The organism is Vibrio phycocola (assembly GCF_053850235.1).
Genome location: NZ_JBSQDJ010000012.1, coordinates 1 through 16,742 on the forward strand (window position 1 = coordinate 1; position 16,742 = coordinate 16,742).

Below are 16,742 nucleotides of genomic sequence, written 5' to 3' on the forward strand. Positions count from 1 at the left end.
GAGTGGCCAAAGGGAGCAGACTGTAAATCTGCCGGCTCCGCCTTCGATGGTTCGAATCCGTCCCCCTCCACCATCTTATTTAAATAAAAAAATCCTGCTCAATGAGCAGGATTTTTTTATTGTCTGAATATTTATTGATTAACTTAACCGAAATTCATTTCACTCGAATTACGCTAACAAATACTTCGGTACATCTGCAATGCTGTCTAACACGGCATCTGCCAGCTCCGTCCCGCGTTCAGTGATTGGTTTTCCGGTACGAACCAAGATTTTCGTCCCGACTCCAGCAGCCTGTGCAGCCATCATATCTTCCGCTTTATCTCCAACCATGACGGATTTCGCCATATCGATTTTCAAAAAGTCTCGAGCAGATAAGAACATCCCTGGTTTCGGTTTGCGACAATCACAATCTTGCTTATATTCACCAATGCCTGCTTCACTATGATGCGGACAGTAATAAATACCATCGAACTCCACACCATTATCTTCGAAGTTCCAATCCATCCATTGAGTTAAACTCATAAAGCGATCTTCGCTAAACTTGCCTCGAGCAATACCAGACTGATTGGTCACTAAGACCAAAAGATAACCGCGACTTTGTAGCTCTCGAGTAGCTTCAAATACACCCTCGACAAACTCAAAGTCATCCTCATTATGTACATAACCATGATCAATGTTTATTACACCATCACGATCTAAAAATACGGCAGGTTTCATGGTTAAAAATTCTCTTAAGTTTAATTAAAATGACCTATCCATTTACTGAGATTACATATTCAAAAGTTTCTCCCCTTTGAACATAGCTACTTTAAGTGATCCCAAGACAGGTTTGAAACAATACGACACGAATCGCACTTAAAATGAAAAATGTCGTGAATTGGTTCTTCTAACCGCCATTCACCATGACATTTCGGACAGCATCTCGCTTGCTCACTCGTCAAGCTTTGACCACCAACACGATATTGATAGTAATAGGTTGGAATCTTAGTGATATATTCAATTCGTCCTCGTAAGTCCCATCCTCGACGAAACAAGTCACTGTTCGCATCAGTGATTTCATCTAGCGCGGCATGCTCAGCACGACACCCTCCTGCCATTTGCAATTCATCACAAGCTTGCCATTCAGTTTGCCATTTAATGACGGCTTTATGATCACCATTTAACGTTGGTTGATTACGGTAGAGAGGGATTGGCTGAAAAGTGTCACCACTTCGAAGCGGAGAACAATTGTGCACATACGTAGTATATAGAATTTGCCATGAAGGCGTTAAATCGGATGCGGTTTCTTCAGAACTCAAGTCTCGTCCCAGCATTTTCACCTTAGGGCCAATCAATGAAGCCTCGTTCACCCGGCTCAAACAGACTTTGACATAATCAGAATGGTATCTAGGGTGTAAGCTGTCTTTCTCAGGGCAGATAACTCGAGCAAAGAACTCAGCATCTCCCATAATGATAGGAAATTCTCGACCTAGAATCTGGCCATTGTAGCGCAACGCCTCGAGTAATCCATTGATCGCCTTATCGACGGCTGTCAATGTGGTGTTATCAAAACACTCAAACTGAAGCTCCATTAAATACATCTAATTAGACTCTCGGTTCAAGTTGGTTAAGGAAATGAACAACATCTGGCGCTAATACATCTCGTTTATCGGTACCTAAACGTTCTAAAATCACTTCGCCGCTGAGATTGCAAATCGAAATAACATCAAGCTCTGCATCGGTTGCCGCGATAAAGACCGTAGGCTTCAGTTTTAGTCGGCGTTGAGTTAAAAGATGACCCAGAATATTCTCTTGCAACATTGGGAAATCATCTTCACTCCAAACTTGGAGCAGGGATAACTCATTTTCATCCCAACTGCATTCCAGATCCGCACTAAAGACCGATCCGTAAAATGCTTTAATATCATCATGTAAAGTCAATTCAATTGCCTGTTCGACATTAGCGAAATTGGCTTGAACCTCTCGACTAACACATTGCCATTCAACACCATCATCGTGCTGTTTAACAATACATGGAGATGGCATATCACTAAGTTCAGGATTGATTGGATTTGAGTTATGGCTCGCTTGATAAGCAATTCGATACCGTTCACTTAATGCTTCTAATGCTTGCTTAACCACGTGATTCATCTCTTCTCCGAAAATAGTCATCGAGTCTTTAATGACACGATGGATAGGATTGCGTAAAATTCACTGCATTCTAAACGAAAACTGTCACGATTATGAGCAAATATTCCAAATCACAACAACTCGACGGTCTAACACTCGGAAAAAATGTTAGCTACGTGAATAAATACGACGCAAGTCTTTTACAGTCGGTTCCACGTAGCCTCAATAGAGATGATTTGAACCTTGGCGAAGTGTTGCCATTCAAAGGGTGTGATATTTGGACACTGTATGAGATCTCTTGGCTAAATTCCAAAGGTTTGCCTCAAGTTGCTGTGGGGCACGTTACATTACCCGCTACGAGTCCAAACTTAATTGAATCCAAATCGTTCAAGCTTTACCTAAACAGCTTCAACCAAACAACGTTTGATTCATGGATCGACGTGACAGATCGCCTGATCAGTGATCTATCGAATTGCGCAGGTGAAAAAGTCGACGTTGAGCTCAAAGCAATCGAAGATTTTGCTCATCAACGTATTGGAACTATGGAAGGCGATTGCATCGACTACCAAGATATCGACATCAAAAATTACCAATTCGATGCTTCGTTGCTAGAAAATGCCATCAGTGGCGAAATTGTCGAAGAGACCTTACACAGCCATTTACTCAAATCAAATTGCTTAATTACCAATCAACCCGATTGGGGCAGTGTCGAAATTCAATATCGCGGTCATAAAATCAATCGAGAATCATTGTTACGCTATATCATCTCGTTTCGTGAACACAATGAATTTCATGAGCAATGTGTTGAACGAATATTTACTGATATCCAACGTTACTGCCAACCTGAATTCCTCGTCGTCTATGCACGGTATACACGCCGTGGAGGCCTGGATATTAACCCATATCGTTCGTCTGAAAATACGCATCCAGCTAACTTAGCAAGAATGGCACGCCAGTGAAGCAAAGCGCCTTATCCACCGCTCCAACAATCAACTTGAGTGCCGTGTTGCGAACACTTAGTCGAAATTTAGCACTCATATTAGTACTAAATTTACTGTTGATGTCTTTCTTACCGAAAGTATTCGCCGTTGAGTTTGCTTCGCCGAGTATAGAAGAAGCGCGTTTGATGCTTGATATTTCGCCCAAGCAAGCACAAAGGTTAAGTCAAGATTTTCTCGACAATAGAAGAATTTCAGGTCGGATCAAACAAAACGCTTCTGATGGCGTAAATAGCTCATCGACGAACCCAATTCGCACGCCAAACAACAGCATTGAAGCACTTGAGATATTGACGCAAGCTTGGTGGCAGCTTGGTGACAAAAACAAATCTCAACGTTACTTAGAGCAAGCAAAAGAAGTTGCTCAACGTTTTTCCCTTCCATTTAAAAAGCTTGAATTGGACCTTCTAGACGCACGTTTTCAATGGTTGAACTCTTATAATTCTGAACGCGCACTTGAACGATTAAGTCAATTAGCAGCACAGCTAAACAACTTTGATAACTCTAAAACGTTCACTCGCCGACTGCATTACCAAGCAGCAATGATACAAGCAGAAGTAGCCTCTCACGATGGTGATATGACACTGGCGCATGCATATTTCGTGATTGCAAAAGAATATACTGAAGATCAACTAGAGAAACAAAGGTTTATCAATTATCACCTCGCTGTAGGTCAACACTACCTAAATAATAAGCGTTACAATAAAGCACTGCCTGATCTGCTCATCGCCTATTGGAGCGCGGTAGACTCAAACTCTAGTGTTCAGCTTGCGAAAGCGAACACCTTGCTAGCAAAAGTATTTTATCAACGTAAAGTTTACGATCAGGCTCTGATTTATCTTCGCCAAGCTGCTGATTTTTACAATGGTTATCAGGATACCCCAGCTCTAGCGGAGATACTGAAACTCATGGGAGACAGCTACTATGAGCAGAAACGATTCAACCTTGCACTCGTTCACTACCTTAATGTGCTCGATCAGGATGAGTTAAGTTCCCATATTAACCAATATATAGAAATGCAAATCAAACTAGCGGGTACCTATTATCAGTTAGAAAATTATGAGCTTGCAAAGCAGTATTTAGATAATTCATTTTTGTTACTTGATAAACATAACGATACTTCGCTTAGAGCACGAGCTACGTTACTGCAAAGTGGGTTAGCTTTTTATCAGGGAAAACTTAAACAAGCGGCAACCTATGGCACAAGAGCACTCTCGCTTGTAAAAACAACCAAACAGATTGACCTTGAGTTAGAAACCTATGTTCTCTTAACCGACGTTAATGAACAGATGGGTGAGAACGAACAAGCCCTTAGTTTTGCCAAACGTTACAATGAACTAAACCAGCTTAATCAGGTAAAGTTAAATCAAATTGGCGAAGATACATTCCGCCAGCAAAAAGAGTTTGTCGAACAAACATTACACTTCACTGAGCAAGAGAAAAAGCTTAACTCTATCACTCAACGTACTAACACCTTACAGCACGTAACCGTTGCTTTAACTATTGCTGCTGTTGCTTTCCTGATAATTATATTTCGACGCGGTCACATTATTAGGCTTCAAGAAAGCGAAATCGATGGGATCAATAATCGACTCTTTGCTCACTCTCGTTCCAATTTAAGTAATTTAAGAATGCTCAATGCAAACTTACCGTCCTCGCTTCATAAAACCAGTCGAACCTACGAGCAGTGGCACATCGGAGAACTTATCCATGAGCCTCTTTCTGATCGACTGCGCTTTGCCATCATTGATGTGCCCTTTCTTCGAGATATGTATTTACAATATGGCTACACCGCTGGGCTTGAGTTAGAACAAAGCTTTGGTCAGTTTCTAACTGACAAACTGAATGACGATATGCGCTTATTTCACTTTACCGATGCGAACTTACTCTATATTGAAAAAAATCGAGATACCAATACCCCACCACACCAACTGTTCGAACAAATAAAGATGTGGATAGACGAATTTCAACCGTCGCGAGATATCAATCGAGTAATTCGAATGGGGATTGCTGATTACCCCTTCCTTCCAAGAGCGTACATGATGATAAATGAAAGGGAGCTGTTAGATATTCTCTTAATGGCAACAAGTACATCATGTCACCTTAGCGACAATGAAGAAGCAAGTCATTGGGTTTACTTTAAAGCGATCGATAATGCGCCCGCTGCAAGCTTTGCTTCGGACAATATTCGAACCGCATGCCAACAAGCGATTGATCAAGGAATAATAAAAGTTCACTCTTCTTGCAAGATTGAGGAGAACATCAAACATTCATTAAAAATGTAGAGAAATTAGTCGAAATTAAACGTGACCGCGTGACGTAGAGTGTTTATTTGCTATTATCGATAGATTCATTAATAGGAATTCCTGTTTTCTGCTAATCCATTCATTTGGTTCATTATGATCGCCTCCGACAATACGACTCAGGACGAATTACTTACGCTAAGACGTCAATTGGCGAAAGTGCGTTTGACACATCGCGATTCATCGCTCAAATTTACTAGAGAGCGCAATATCTTAAAACGCCTTTTAAGCTCGTTTACTACCGTTTATCAAAGTAATAACAAAGATCTGAACCTCCAACTAAGTGAGCTGCGAAAATCTCTCGAAAATAATTCTCTAGAAAAAAATGGCGAATTAGGTTCAGCTATTTCGCAAATGGCCGTTATAGAACGAGGATTAAAAAAGCAGGCGTTAACAATGGAGAAGCAGACTATCAACTTAGACAATCAGATCCGTCACAGTGGCGAAGCGTTGCTTCGCATACCCGGTTTGCCTATAAAGGTAAAACGGGATGTGCGCGATCTCCTAAGTCTTTCTGATTCAACACGCTTGCCACAAGGTGATCAAGCCTACCGCTTACTAGGGTTGTTTGAACGTTCAGTTAAAATCATTTCAACCAATCCAGATCTCGCCTGTTCAGAAATCGAACAAGCGGCTGAGAAAGAGTTAATTCTTCGCCTTTGTGAAGAGTTGCAGAGTTTAATCACCGAACTTGATTTCGATGGTGACGCAGGCGATCAATTACTGGATATTCGCGCTAAGTTATTGATTGGAGTAGAGGCAAACCACCTCATAGAAATAACCTTGGATGTACTACGTTTAGTCATTGAAGGAACCAAGCATGAGCGAAAATCATCAGAAAAGCTTTTAGAACAAATTAATACATCACTCAAAACAAACCTTAAAAGTACAGCAGATAGTGTCGAGCAAAGCCAAAGTTATTCGATTCACCGCCAGGAAATGAATTTAGAACTCAGCCAACTCGTCACCAAAAGCCAATCAGTACTCAATCAGGGAACGGACCTTACTCAAATCAAACAAACGATTGATCCCATGTTCAATGAGCTTCAATCGCTAGCTGAACGGTTAATGCACGCAGAAACAAGAGAACAAGCGTTAATCGAGCGCATGATATATACCCAAAACCAAATGGAAGCACTGCAAGAAACCACGTTAGATTATCGTCGTCGTCTTAATGATCAAGCCGAGCGCATGCTCCAAGACCCTTTAACCAAGGTATACAACCGAACGGCTTTCCATGAGCGTTTGGAAGTTGAATATCATCGTTGGATAAAGTCTCAGCATGATCTCAGAATCATCTTGTTCGATATCGATAATTTCCGAGAAGTTAACGAAAAGTTTGGTTTTACTGCCGGAGATAAAGCGTTAAAAATAATCGCTCGAACTCTAAGCAAAGAAATGTCGGGTAACGACACCATCGCTCGCTTCTCTGGTGAAGAATTTATTGTCATCATGCCCGAGCATGGCCATGATGAAACCTATCGACAAATTGAGCGAGTACAGTCGACCATTGCTAAATTACCCTTTAAATTTAAACAGCAAAGTCTCTCGATTACTCTTAGTGCTTCTAGCGTTGGGTTTAAGGAAAATGATACTCCTGAAGATGTGTTAGAGCGCGTATTTAGAGCGATGTCGGAAACAAAAAAACAAGGTCACAACACTATCAATTGGAAATAGAGGCAGTATATTATTTCGATAAAACTTGCCTCTGAACACCTGCCCTATATTAAATTACCCCCTGATTGATACTGAAAAATCAAAGTGTTAATTTAATCTTGCTATAATAATAATCGTGGACACTGATTTAATCGTAAATCAGGTTATATTCACTATAACAATCAATACTTGTTTATCTCTCATTTGATCAATTTGCTGTACTGCCTATTGCTTATGCAGTTCGAGAAGCAATCGGGTAACCAATAAGCTCGGAATTAACCGATAAAATGAGACATAAGTGGGGAGGAATGTATGAATACTATAATAAGCCCAATGGGCAGTATGGACCTGCTCTCTCAAATTGAAGTTGAGCGCCTTAAAAAAACAGCATCGAGTGATACCTTATATCAACTCTATCGCAACTGCACTCTCGCCGTCCTAAATTCGGGTGCTCATACCGACAATTCAAAAGAACTCCTCGATAAGTACAAAGATTTTGATGTAGATGTATTACGCAAAGAGCGAGGAATTAAGATTGAACTGATTAACCCACCGAGCCATGCCTTCGTCGATGGGAATATCATTAAAGGAATTCAAGAACTGCTTTTTTCGGTGTTGCGTGACATTGTCTACGTCAACATGCAAATTGCCGAAAACCAAAGACTGAATTTAACCAATCCTGCACATATTACCAATCTGGTTTTTTCCATATTACGCAACTCCGGTACATTAATTCCGGGGGTAACACCTAATTTGGTCGTGTGTTGGGGTGGCCACTCAATCAACGAAATCGAGTATCAATATACGCGTTCTGTTGGTCACGAACTTGGGTTACGTGAGCTCAACGTTTGTACGGGAAGTGGACCAGGAGCAATGGAAGGTCCAATGAAAGGGGCTGCAATTGGTCACGCTAAGCAACGTTCTAAAAGTGCTCGTTACATTGGATTGACAGAGCCTTCTATTATCGCCGCTGAGCCACCAAACCCGATCGTTAACGAACTGATTATCATGCCGGACATAGAAAAAAGGCTCGAAGCATTTGTTCGTTTAGGTCATGGTATTATTATCTTCCCAGGGGGCCCAGGTACCGCAGAAGAGTTGTTGTATATTCTTGGCATCATGATGCATCCAGACAATGCTGATCAACCTCTTCCAATTGTGCTTACAGGTCCAAAAGAGAGCGAAGCCTATTTCCACTCTATCGATCAGTTTATTCTCGATACGCTGGGAGAAGATGCTCGTAAACATTATCAAATCATTATCGATGATCCTGAAGCAGCTGCGAAAGCAATGGCCGAAGCGATGCCTAAAGTGCGCGCCTACCGTAAAGCAGATGGCGATGCATACAGCTTTAACTGGTCATTAAAAATCGATAAGCCGTTCCAATTACCCTTTGACCCAAGCCATCAAAATATGGCAGAGCTCGATCTCCACTATGATCAACAACCGGAACAATTGGCAGCAAACTTACGTCAGGCGTTCTCAGGAATTGTTGCTGGTAATGTGAAAGCAGAAGGTATACTGGAAATTGAACGTCATGGCCCCTTTATGATTGATGGAGATAAGTCATTAATGGCCAAAATGGATAAGTTACTGCAGGACTTTGTTGATCAAGATCGAATGAAGCTACCAGGTGGACAAGCCTATCAGCCCTGTTACCGGATAATGAATCAAGATTAGCCAAAGCTTAGGCTGTCAAAAACAATCGATTTGATTACAATAAGGGGCTCAGCCCCTTTTTTGTGATTACTATGTCTAACATTCATCTCGTGATTATCGATGCATTGAATTTGATCCGTCGGGTTCATTCCGCTCAGCCAGATCCCAATGATATCGCACGTACCACGACAACCACCATTCGAACCCTCACGCGTGTTATCAATGAAGCCCAACCGACTCATATTGTTGCTGTATTTGACCATAACCACGAAGACAGAGGATGGCGTGCTGAGCTACTACCAAGCTATAAAGAAGGACGTAAACCTATGCCTTCTGCTCTACAAGAAGGTCTTGAAAGCATTCAAGACGCATGGTGGGAGTTAGGTATAGATTCTCTGCTTTCCGAAGGAGACGAAGCGGACGATTTGGTCGCAACTCTAGCGGTAAAAGTTGCCTCTCATAATGAGAAAGTGACCATTATATCGACCGATAAAGGATACTGTCAGATCCTATCACCGACACTGCAAATCCGGGACTACTTTCAACATCGTTGGTTAGATGCTCCATTCATAGAAAAGGAGTTCGGCGTTAAGCCAGAGCAACTTGCCGATTACTGGGGACTAACTGGAATTAGCTCTAGCCAAATGAGTGGAATTCCGGGCGTTGGCCCAAAAGCCGCAAAAGAGATTTTAACTCAATTTCCGACTATTGAAGCGGCGTATGCCAGTGATGAAATTGCCGCTAAATATCGTAAAAAACTTGATGAACACATTGAAATTGCAAGAATATGTCGTCAGGTAGCGTCATTAAAAACAGACATTGAACTTGGCTTCAATTTACAAGATTTGCGCTTGAAACCAAGTTCAACAACATAAAACTATCACTAGAAAATAGCAATGAGATGTTAGTGAGGAGAGATGTTCGACAGTGACTGAATATGAACTGTGATCTCTTCTCTATCGTGATATAAGTGTTTCGCCTGCAGCTTGAATTTAACGTTATGCTCATTCAAGAAGGTTTTTAAGTTCTCAATATCTTGCCACACTTCATCAAAGCGCCCTTTCATCGGTAACTTCAAATTAAAGATCGCTTCTTGAGCCCAGCCTGCAATTAACCATTCCCCCATCAATTGAGCAACACGTGCTGGCTTTTCTATCATGTCGCACACAATCCAAGTGACATTTTTTCGAGGTGGTTCAAATTTAAAACCATCCACTTGATGATGCTTAACTTGCCCAGTATCCATCAGACTATCTGCCATCATGCCGTTATCAACCGCATGGACGAACATAGAGCGCTGCACGAGCTGATAAGTCCATCCACCTGGGCAAGCGCCTAGATCAACAGCCCACATTCCCGATGCCAACCGCTCATCCCACTCTTCTTTAGGAATAAAAACATGAAAAGCCTCTTCCAATTTGAGTGTTGAGCGACTTGGTGCATCCGCTGGGAACTTCAATCGTGGGATACCCATATAAAACGGGGAATTATTATTCGCGTAAGAAACCCCTGCATAACAATGGCCTGGTTTAATAAAGCACAAATGTAATACCGGTTTCTTTAGGTTTTCTTTTTTATACAAAATCCCCTTGCCACGTAACGCTTGGCGAAGTGGAACGGTAAATTTACGGCAAAATTTAAGCAGCTCTTTTGCTTCTTCATTATCAGGTGTCTCAATACGAAGGTCACCACAATTCGGCAGTCCTTCTACTTCGCTTAGATCATCAAGAATAGGAGAAATACGATCGTCCTTAGGTAAATCTTCAAATTCAGCGCATATCGCAAACATTTGGCGTGCGAAAATCAATGATGAAAAATCGACTTCTTTAACAAGCTTCTCTGCGTCGCCATCTTGATAGCACTCAAAGATAACGTAACCACTTTTTTTAACCACACGAGGAAAACCAAACACCTCTAACCGAGTGGCTTTTTCTTGGATTTCGCTAGCACAATCATTTTCAAATCCAGTACGACAGTAGAGCATTAATTGCTTCACTCGTTCACCTCATCAAGTTTTGTTACGCCAAGTGCCATAAACACCCAACCTATAATAAATAACAGACCACCAAAAGGCGTGATCGGACCAAACCATTTGATTCCTGTTAGCGCCAGTGCATACAAACTGCCACTAAAACAAAAGACGCCGATAATAAAGCAAATGCCTGCACGATAAAAACAATTTTGCGCTTTTTCGCTTTTGGTCAACCGCATTAAAATAGCACAAGCCAAAAGCGCTAATGTATGAATAAACTGATAGTCAACGCCAGTATTAAAGACATCAAGATGATAAGCCGAAAGATACGATTTCAAACCATGTGCTGCAAAAGCCCCTAAAGCGACCGCGACTCCGCCATAGAGTGTTGCGACGCTAAGCAATTTTCTACTTTTCATCCAACACCTCAAGAATAAAATGACTCAGCTTTTTTGCAGCATGGCTGAGGTTTTCTTCTTCGGTTAAACCCGATTTTTTTCTCGGCTTAAAACTGTGGTCACCATCGGAGATATACTCGACAGTGATTGAAGAGCTCAGATTCATCTCTTCAACTTCAACACGGGGGCCAAACGTATCTCTCTCACCTTGCAAAATTAAGCACGGCTTGGTTAATTGGGATAAATGCTCGCCTTTGAATCGCTCGGGCTTTCCCGGGGGATGAAATGGAAACCCAAGACAGGCGATACCGGCGACGCGGTTATGTTCTTCCAACAACGAGGCCATACGACCTCCCATCGACTTGCCACCAATCACAACCGGCCCATCAACTGCAAACTCGTTTATCACACTTTCAAAGGCTTCAAGCAGTTTGGGGGCGCGATCGGGGGGTCGCCTTTTATTTTCTTCTTTTTGCCTAACCATATAGGGGAAATTAAACCGAATAACCCGAATATTGCTCTGCGCTAACTGTGATGCGATCGCCTCCATAAATGGGTGATCCAGACCTGCGCCAGCACCATGAGCAAAAATAAACGTTGCTCGATTCTGCTCTCCATTAATCTCGGTTGTTGTCATATCTCACCTTCTATTAACGCCATAGACTTCCTACCCTTTCCATCTCGCACCAGATAAATACTAATGCATTAACGCCAAGACTGTCGCCTATCAAGTATATAAACAATAAAGCCGCCTAATTTAAGGCGGCTTCAACAATGATTACGTTCTAACCATCAACACTATTGATGACTAAGGACGATAAACTTTTACGTTATTAAAACCCTGCTCTTTAAGATACAGAGCTTGCAAACGACTCATCACACCACGCGCACAATAGAGAAGATAGGTTCTTGATTGGTCCAAATCACCGAACTTCGTTGCCAATTTATAGAAAGGTAGATGTTGAACTTCAACACCATCAATCACAAGAGAGTTATCGTCTTCTTCATCTGGGCTACGGATATCCAATACGACCGCATTCACTTCCACTTGATCGACCGATTCGACATCAGGAACTTGCTCCTGGCTCTCTTCGGCAATCTTACGAATATCCATCTGACGAGCACTAAATACGACGTTCTCAAGAATGGAGAAATCGAAGTTATTTTCTTCTTTCTCTAGTTTTGCTTTAACTGCTTTCACGGTTGGATTTTTTGAAATCACACCACAGTATTCTGGCATGGTTTTAGCGAAATCTTCAGTGCCGATTTGTCTCGCCACATTAATGATATCTTCTTTATCCCAGTTAATCAGAGGACGTAAAATCAATGTATCAGTGACATTATCGATCATGCGCAAGTTCGTTAAGGTTTGGCTAGAAACTTGCCCCAGTGCTTCACCAGTGACTAAAGCTTGTACGCCAAGCTTTTCAGCAATCATACCCGCAGCACGCATAAACATCCGTTTGAGCACAACACCCATTTGGCCGTCATCGACTTTCTCTAAGATTTCTGCAACAACCGGTTCAAAATCGACAGAAATAAAACGCACCTTTGCCGATGACCCATATTTATTCCATAAATAATGCGCTACTTGCTTAACACCAATCTCGTGCGCAGGCCCACCAAGATTAAAGAAACAGTAGTGAACTTTCGAACCACGCTTGATATGTAGATAGCTCGACACACCGGAATCAAAGCCACCGGAAATCAAACTCAATACATCTTCTTGTGTGCCCAATGGGAAGCCACCTAACCCTTTGTAGCGCGCAATCACTTGATTAAGCTTGCCTTCTGCTATTTCAACATTGATGGTCACATCGGGTTTTTTTAGCTTAACTTTGGCACTTTCTACCGCTTGGTTAAGCCCACCACCAACATAACGCTCAAGTTCAATCGACGTAAAATCATGTTTACCACGGCGCTTTGCCCGAACCACAAACGTTTTATCTACGATTTTATCTTGGCTATGCGCTAGGACTTGTTCGTATATATTGTGAAGGTCGGTAAATTCAGACTGCAGAACTTCAAGTACCTGAGCGATACCCGGCGTATGCGTCAATATCTCTAACGTTTCTTGAAAAAACTCATCACTTTCAGAGGTAACTTCAATGTGGTCGCGACGATTAAATACCGACACCGATTGAGTACGACGTTTGACGATATTACGAATATTACCTTCAAGAATCTTGGTAAAACGTTTGCGAACAGATTCGCTTTTAACAAAAATCTCTGGATGGGGCTTAACAATAAACTTCATAGGAGTATTCGCAATGTTCCGGTTAATCAAATTAACAATAGTAGACACGATCTAATAGCGACCAGCGTGGAGGCGCAAGATTATACACGAGATTGAAACACTAAGGAAAGGACAAAAAAGGCAAGCCGAAGCTTACCTTTTTATTTCATTTTCTGCCTATTTATTGAGGTGATGCAATCGAGACTTCATCACTAAGAAGCGGTTCACCCTGGAGAATATTAATTTCAACTCGACGGTTTTGTGCTCGGCCAAGCGGCGTCTCATTGGTCGATACTGGCTCGGTATCTGCGACACCTCTCACTCGTAATCTTGCATGATTAAACCCGGGAACTCGTTCCATTTCCTGAGCAACAGATACCGCTCTTTGCGCAGATAGATCCCAATTCGAGCGGTAAAGCTCTGATTCCGTTGGCTGATTATCAGTATGACCTGACACCATAACAACTCCTGGTACGTCTTTAACTAAATCGGCAATTTGACGAACTAAAGGACGAAATTTAGGTTGTAAGAATGCTGAACCTTGAGGAAACGCTCCCTTCTCTCGCAATCGAATAATGATTTGCTGACCTAAGTTATCAACTTCAATCGCTCCTTGTGCTATTTCTCTGTCTAGCGCTTTTCTGATACTTTCGAGCACCGTCTCCATCTCTTCGGTCATCGCTTCGGCCATTTGTTGAGCCTGTTGCTGCGTTTCCGATTCTGCCATTTGCTCAGTGGAATCCTGAGGTGATTGACCACCGTTTGCATCACCATCTTCTTTTTGATTTCCACCAGCACGATCAGAATCGCCTTCTTGAAACTCCAGAGTCTGCTGAGTGATATCAATTGTTTGCTGCATGATCACGTCGATCGGCGTCGGCTCTGGTCGCCCTGGTCTAAATTCTTGCGCAATAACACTGGTCCCTTTTGGGATATCTTTTACATCGAGTCTATTTTGCACACCAAATGCAAACTTCATCGAGCCTGCAATTTGTTTAAATTTCAACACGTCCATTTCAGAGAATGAAAGCAGTAACACGAAGAAGCACATGAGTAGTGACATCAGGTCAGCGAACGTACCCATCCATAGAGGTAAACCGGGAGGAGGACAGGTACAGTTTTCTTCATCAGACATGACTTGGCTCCTTTAGGTTAGGAGTGCTGGCTGAGGTTAGATTATTCACCATCAACACCTGCAGCTCTTTTGCCTTCATTGATGTAGTTTTGCAAGAATCCATCAATAACACGTGGGTTTTGACCATCTTGAATCGCTAAAACACCATCCATTATCAAACGACGATTCAATGTTTCTTCTCCACGACGTAAGGATAATTTATCGGCAAGTGGGAAAAAGACCATATTTGACAATATTGCACCATAAAGTGTGGTTAAGAGTGCCACCGCCATTGCAGGACCAATTGATTTTGGATCATCCATATTTGATAGCATCGCAACCAAACCAACCAGTGTCCCAATCATCCCCATCGCGGGTGCAACGTCACCAAATGCACGAAAAACTTCAATACTTGAATTGTGACGCTCATCAGTCAGTACAATATCTTTTTGCATCGCGGCACGAACCACATCACTGTCGTGCCCATCAACCAGCATATCGATACCTTTCTGCATAAAGCTATTGGTAATTTCCATCTCTTCCAATGCAAGAAAGCCCCCTTTACGTGCAGCATCTGCCATTTCAACCACTTTTGCGATTAAATCTTCTGGGCTGTCCGATTTAAACATAAACGCCTTGGCCGCGACTTTTGCCGATCCTAAGAATCCGCCGAGCGTAAATTTCATCATTACGACAAAGATAGAACCACCTACCACAATCAAAATTGAGGTGACGTCGAAGAACATCATTAAGCTTCCGCCTAAGATCATCGCCATAATTACGAAGGCAAAGCCGCCTAAAAGACCGACTAGTGTTGCTAGATCCACAAAGCACTCCTCATGCTATTCATTATTCTTCGAGATTAACCTAACCATAATTTGTATCGGCTGAGCCGAAAAAGCTTTAGTTAAATTATTGGTTCACATCGTAAATAAATTCAATATAACTCTATTGTAGGTCAAAAATTCCTACTTCACCGTGAACCCTTCTCATCAATGTAAGAATATTGGCAACAATTTTTTTATACGTTTAATAGCTTAGTCATAAAAATGGCTATTTGAATGAAATTATCCTCGTTAAATTTGACCAAGATAGCGCCCTAGGGTAACTTCCCACCATTATCTTAATGATGAAATGATTATGGCCAGTAAAAAACCAGAAAATATGTCCTATGAAGCGACAATTGAAGAACTCGATAGTTTGGTTAATCAGCTAGAGCAAGGAGAGCTTGCGCTTGAAGATGCACTAAAAACGTTTGAGCGTGGCATCGCCCTAGCCCGAGCAGGACAAGTGAAATTAAGCAATGCTGAACAACGAGTCCAAATATTGCTGAGTGAAAGTGATGAAGCTCCACTCGATGATTTTACACCTTCACTATCTGAGCCAAATAAATAAGATTGCCATGATTTCAGATTTAGCACTCTATCAGGAAAGAAACAGTCAGCAATTAAATAGCTGGTTAGATCAGCTGCCAATGCAGCAAGACTCGCTAACTCAAGCAATGCGCTACGGGCTATTGTTGGGTGGTAAACGAGCACGACCTTATCTGGTATATATTACCGGAGAAATGCTTGGGTGCAGTTTAGAACAACTGGATACCCCTGCAAGTGCCATCGAATGTATTCATGCCTATTCACTGATCCATGATGATCTTCCTGCTATGGATAATGATGAACTACGTCGAGGTCATGCAACTTGTCATATTAAGTTTGATGATGCTACCGCCATCTTAGCGGGCGACTCTCTGCAAACCCTAGCGTTCACGATCTTATCTGAGGGTATGTTAAGCGCAGATGCTGAACCTCAGCGTATCAAAATGATTCAAACGCTTGCCAATGCTTCAGGTGCAAATGGCATGTGTTTAGGACAATCCCTCGATCTAAAAGCAGAAAATCGACTCGTCGAACTCAATGAACTTGAAACTATTCACCGCAATAAAACAGGTGCACTGATAGGATGTGCCATTCGCTTAGGCGCACTTTCAGCGGGTGAAAAAGGTATTAAGTTATTACCTTATTTAGATCGCTATGCCGCCGCTGTCGGGTTGGCGTTTCAAGTTCAAGATGATATTTTGGACATAACAAGTGATACAAAAACGCTAGGTAAACCACAAGGTTCCGATACTAAACTCAACAAAAGCACCTATCCTGCTATTCTAGGACTAGCCGGTGCTCAACAAAAAGCGAATTTGCTTCTCGAAGATGCTCTCGAAGCTCTTGATGCCATTCCTTTTGATACCAGTAAACTTGAACAATTCGCCCGATATGTCATCGAGCGCAAGAATTAAAAAGAATTTA

At 42.0% G+C, this 16,742-nt stretch carries 16 protein-coding genes; 7 read left to right on the forward strand and 9 right to left on the reverse strand.

The window, feature by feature from the left end; all coding sequences use genetic code 11:
- Window positions 1–168: 168 nt before the first annotated feature.
- The 3 genes from gmhB to syd form a co-directional block, all read right to left on the reverse strand.
- The gene (gene gmhB, locus ACWU4D_RS15530) at window positions 169–717 is read right to left on the reverse strand and encodes a D-glycero-beta-D-manno-heptose 1,7-bisphosphate 7-phosphatase (protein ID WP_456052361.1); all 549 of its coding nucleotides are present in this window, start codon (window positions 715–717) and stop codon (window positions 169–171) included.
- Between the two features lie 86 nt (window positions 718–803).
- Window positions 804–1,580 (reverse strand): Zn-ribbon-containing protein, encoded by a 777-nt coding sequence (locus ACWU4D_RS15535; protein WP_456052362.1) that lies wholly within the window; start codon window positions 1,578–1,580, stop codon window positions 804–806.
- A 4-nt stretch (window positions 1,581–1,584) separates the two neighbouring features.
- The gene (gene syd, locus ACWU4D_RS15540; protein WP_456052363.1) at window positions 1,585–2,130 is read right to left on the reverse strand and encodes a SecY-interacting protein; all 546 of its coding nucleotides are present in this window, start codon (window positions 2,128–2,130) and stop codon (window positions 1,585–1,587) included.
- Between the two features lie 92 nt (window positions 2,131–2,222).
- Between syd and queF the strand changes: the two genes are divergently transcribed.
- The 5 genes from queF (at window position 2,223) to xni (ending at window position 9,600) form a co-directional block, all read left to right on the forward strand.
- Window positions 2,223–3,068 carry an NADPH-dependent 7-cyano-7-deazaguanine reductase QueF gene (gene queF / locus ACWU4D_RS15545; protein WP_456052364.1) on the forward strand — a complete coding sequence of 282 codons (846 nt, stop codon included), beginning with the start codon at window positions 2,223–2,225 and terminating at the stop codon, window positions 3,066–3,068.
- On the forward strand, window positions 3,065–5,392 hold the full coding sequence (locus ACWU4D_RS15550; protein ID WP_456052365.1) for a tetratricopeptide repeat protein: 2,328 nt from the start codon (window positions 3,065–3,067) through the stop codon (window positions 5,390–5,392). Before queF ends, ACWU4D_RS15550 begins: the two co-directional genes overlap by 4 nt.
- 114 nt (window positions 5,393–5,506) lie before the next feature.
- Window positions 5,507–7,087 carry a diguanylate cyclase gene (locus tag ACWU4D_RS15555; RefSeq protein ID WP_456052366.1) on the forward strand — a complete coding sequence of 527 codons (1,581 nt, stop codon included), beginning with the start codon at window positions 5,507–5,509 and terminating at the stop codon, window positions 7,085–7,087.
- A gap of 291 nt (window positions 7,088–7,378) precedes the next feature.
- Window positions 7,379–8,746: a nucleotide 5'-monophosphate nucleosidase PpnN gene (gene ppnN / locus ACWU4D_RS15560; RefSeq protein ID WP_456052367.1), complete on the forward strand. Its 1,368-nt coding sequence runs from the start codon at window positions 7,379–7,381 to the stop codon at window positions 8,744–8,746.
- A 71-nt stretch (window positions 8,747–8,817) separates the two neighbouring features.
- Complete coding sequence (gene xni / locus ACWU4D_RS15565) at window positions 8,818–9,600, forward strand: flap endonuclease Xni (RefSeq protein ID WP_456052368.1); 783 nt, start codon at window positions 8,818–8,820, stop codon at window positions 9,598–9,600.
- A gap of 29 nt (window positions 9,601–9,629) precedes the next feature.
- Here xni and rlmM read toward each other — a convergent pair whose 3' ends face one another.
- The 6 genes from rlmM to pomA all read right to left on the reverse strand — a co-directional run bounded on the left by rlmM (window position 9,630) and on the right by pomA (window position 15,272).
- Window positions 9,630–10,721, reverse strand: a complete 1,092-nt coding sequence (rlmM, locus tag ACWU4D_RS15570) for a 23S rRNA (cytidine(2498)-2'-O)-methyltransferase RlmM (RefSeq protein WP_456052369.1) — start codon at window positions 10,719–10,721, stop codon at window positions 9,630–9,632.
- A complete protein-coding gene (locus tag ACWU4D_RS15575; RefSeq protein WP_456052370.1) occupies window positions 10,718–11,116 on the reverse strand; it encodes a DUF423 domain-containing protein in 399 nt (132 codons plus the stop codon). Before ACWU4D_RS15575 ends, rlmM begins: the two co-directional genes overlap by 4 nt.
- A complete protein-coding gene (locus ACWU4D_RS15580) occupies window positions 11,106–11,732 on the reverse strand; it encodes an alpha/beta family hydrolase (protein ID WP_456052371.1) in 627 nt (208 codons plus the stop codon). The genes ACWU4D_RS15575 and ACWU4D_RS15580 overlap by 11 nt, the downstream gene beginning before the upstream one ends.
- A gap of 171 nt (window positions 11,733–11,903) precedes the next feature.
- A complete protein-coding gene (gene thiI / locus ACWU4D_RS15585) occupies window positions 11,904–13,352 on the reverse strand; it encodes a tRNA uracil 4-sulfurtransferase ThiI (RefSeq protein WP_456052372.1) in 1,449 nt (482 codons plus the stop codon).
- 160 nt (window positions 13,353–13,512) lie between these two features.
- Entirely contained in the window at window positions 13,513–14,466 is a 954-nt protein-coding gene (locus ACWU4D_RS15590; protein ID WP_456052373.1) for a flagellar motor protein MotB, read from the reverse strand.
- Window positions 14,467–14,507: 41 nt separating this feature from the next.
- Window positions 14,508–15,272 carry a flagellar motor protein PomA gene (gene pomA, locus ACWU4D_RS15595; protein ID WP_456052374.1) on the reverse strand — a complete coding sequence of 255 codons (765 nt, stop codon included), beginning with the start codon at window positions 15,270–15,272 and terminating at the stop codon, window positions 14,508–14,510.
- Window positions 15,273–15,585: 313 nt separating this feature from the next.
- Here pomA and xseB point away from each other — a divergent pair, with 313 nt between their 5' ends.
- Entirely contained in the window at window positions 15,586–15,840 is a 255-nt protein-coding gene (gene xseB, locus ACWU4D_RS15600; RefSeq protein ID WP_456052375.1) for an exodeoxyribonuclease VII small subunit, read from the forward strand.
- 7 nt (window positions 15,841–15,847) lie between these two features.
- Window positions 15,848–16,732, forward strand: a complete 885-nt coding sequence (gene ispA / locus ACWU4D_RS15605; RefSeq protein ID WP_456052376.1) for a (2E,6E)-farnesyl diphosphate synthase — start codon at window positions 15,848–15,850, stop codon at window positions 16,730–16,732.
- Window positions 16,733–16,742: the final 10 nt, after the last annotated feature.

Coding starts and splice junctions, on each gene's coding strand:
- gmhB (WP_456052361.1), bottom strand. CDS start 717: ATGAAACCTGCCGTATTTTTAGATCGTGATGGTGTAATAAACATTGAT.
- ppnN (WP_456052367.1), top strand. CDS start 7,379: ATGAATACTATAATAAGCCCAATGGGCAGTATGGACCTGCTCTCTCAA.
- xseB (WP_456052375.1), top strand. CDS start 15,586: ATGGCCAGTAAAAAACCAGAAAATATGTCCTATGAAGCGACAATTGAA.
- queF (WP_456052364.1), top strand. CDS start 2,223: ATGAGCAAATATTCCAAATCACAACAACTCGACGGTCTAACACTCGGA.
- ACWU4D_RS15580 (WP_456052371.1), bottom strand. CDS start 11,732: ATGACAACAACCGAGATTAATGGAGAGCAGAATCGAGCAACGTTTATT.
- ACWU4D_RS15535 (WP_456052362.1), bottom strand. CDS start 1,580: ATGTATTTAATGGAGCTTCAGTTTGAGTGTTTTGATAACACCACATTG.
- ACWU4D_RS15555 (WP_456052366.1), top strand. CDS start 5,507: ATGATCGCCTCCGACAATACGACTCAGGACGAATTACTTACGCTAAGA.
- xni (WP_456052368.1), top strand. CDS start 8,818: ATGTCTAACATTCATCTCGTGATTATCGATGCATTGAATTTGATCCGT.
- ispA (WP_456052376.1), top strand. CDS start 15,848: ATGATTTCAGATTTAGCACTCTATCAGGAAAGAAACAGTCAGCAATTA.
- thiI (WP_456052372.1), bottom strand. CDS start 13,352: ATGAAGTTTATTGTTAAGCCCCATCCAGAGATTTTTGTTAAAAGCGAA.
- ACWU4D_RS15590 (WP_456052373.1), bottom strand. CDS start 14,466: ATGTCTGATGAAGAAAACTGTACCTGTCCTCCTCCCGGTTTACCTCTA.
- ACWU4D_RS15575 (WP_456052370.1), bottom strand. CDS start 11,116: ATGAAAAGTAGAAAATTGCTTAGCGTCGCAACACTCTATGGCGGAGTC.
- syd (WP_456052363.1), bottom strand. CDS start 2,130: ATGAATCACGTGGTTAAGCAAGCATTAGAAGCATTAAGTGAACGGTAT.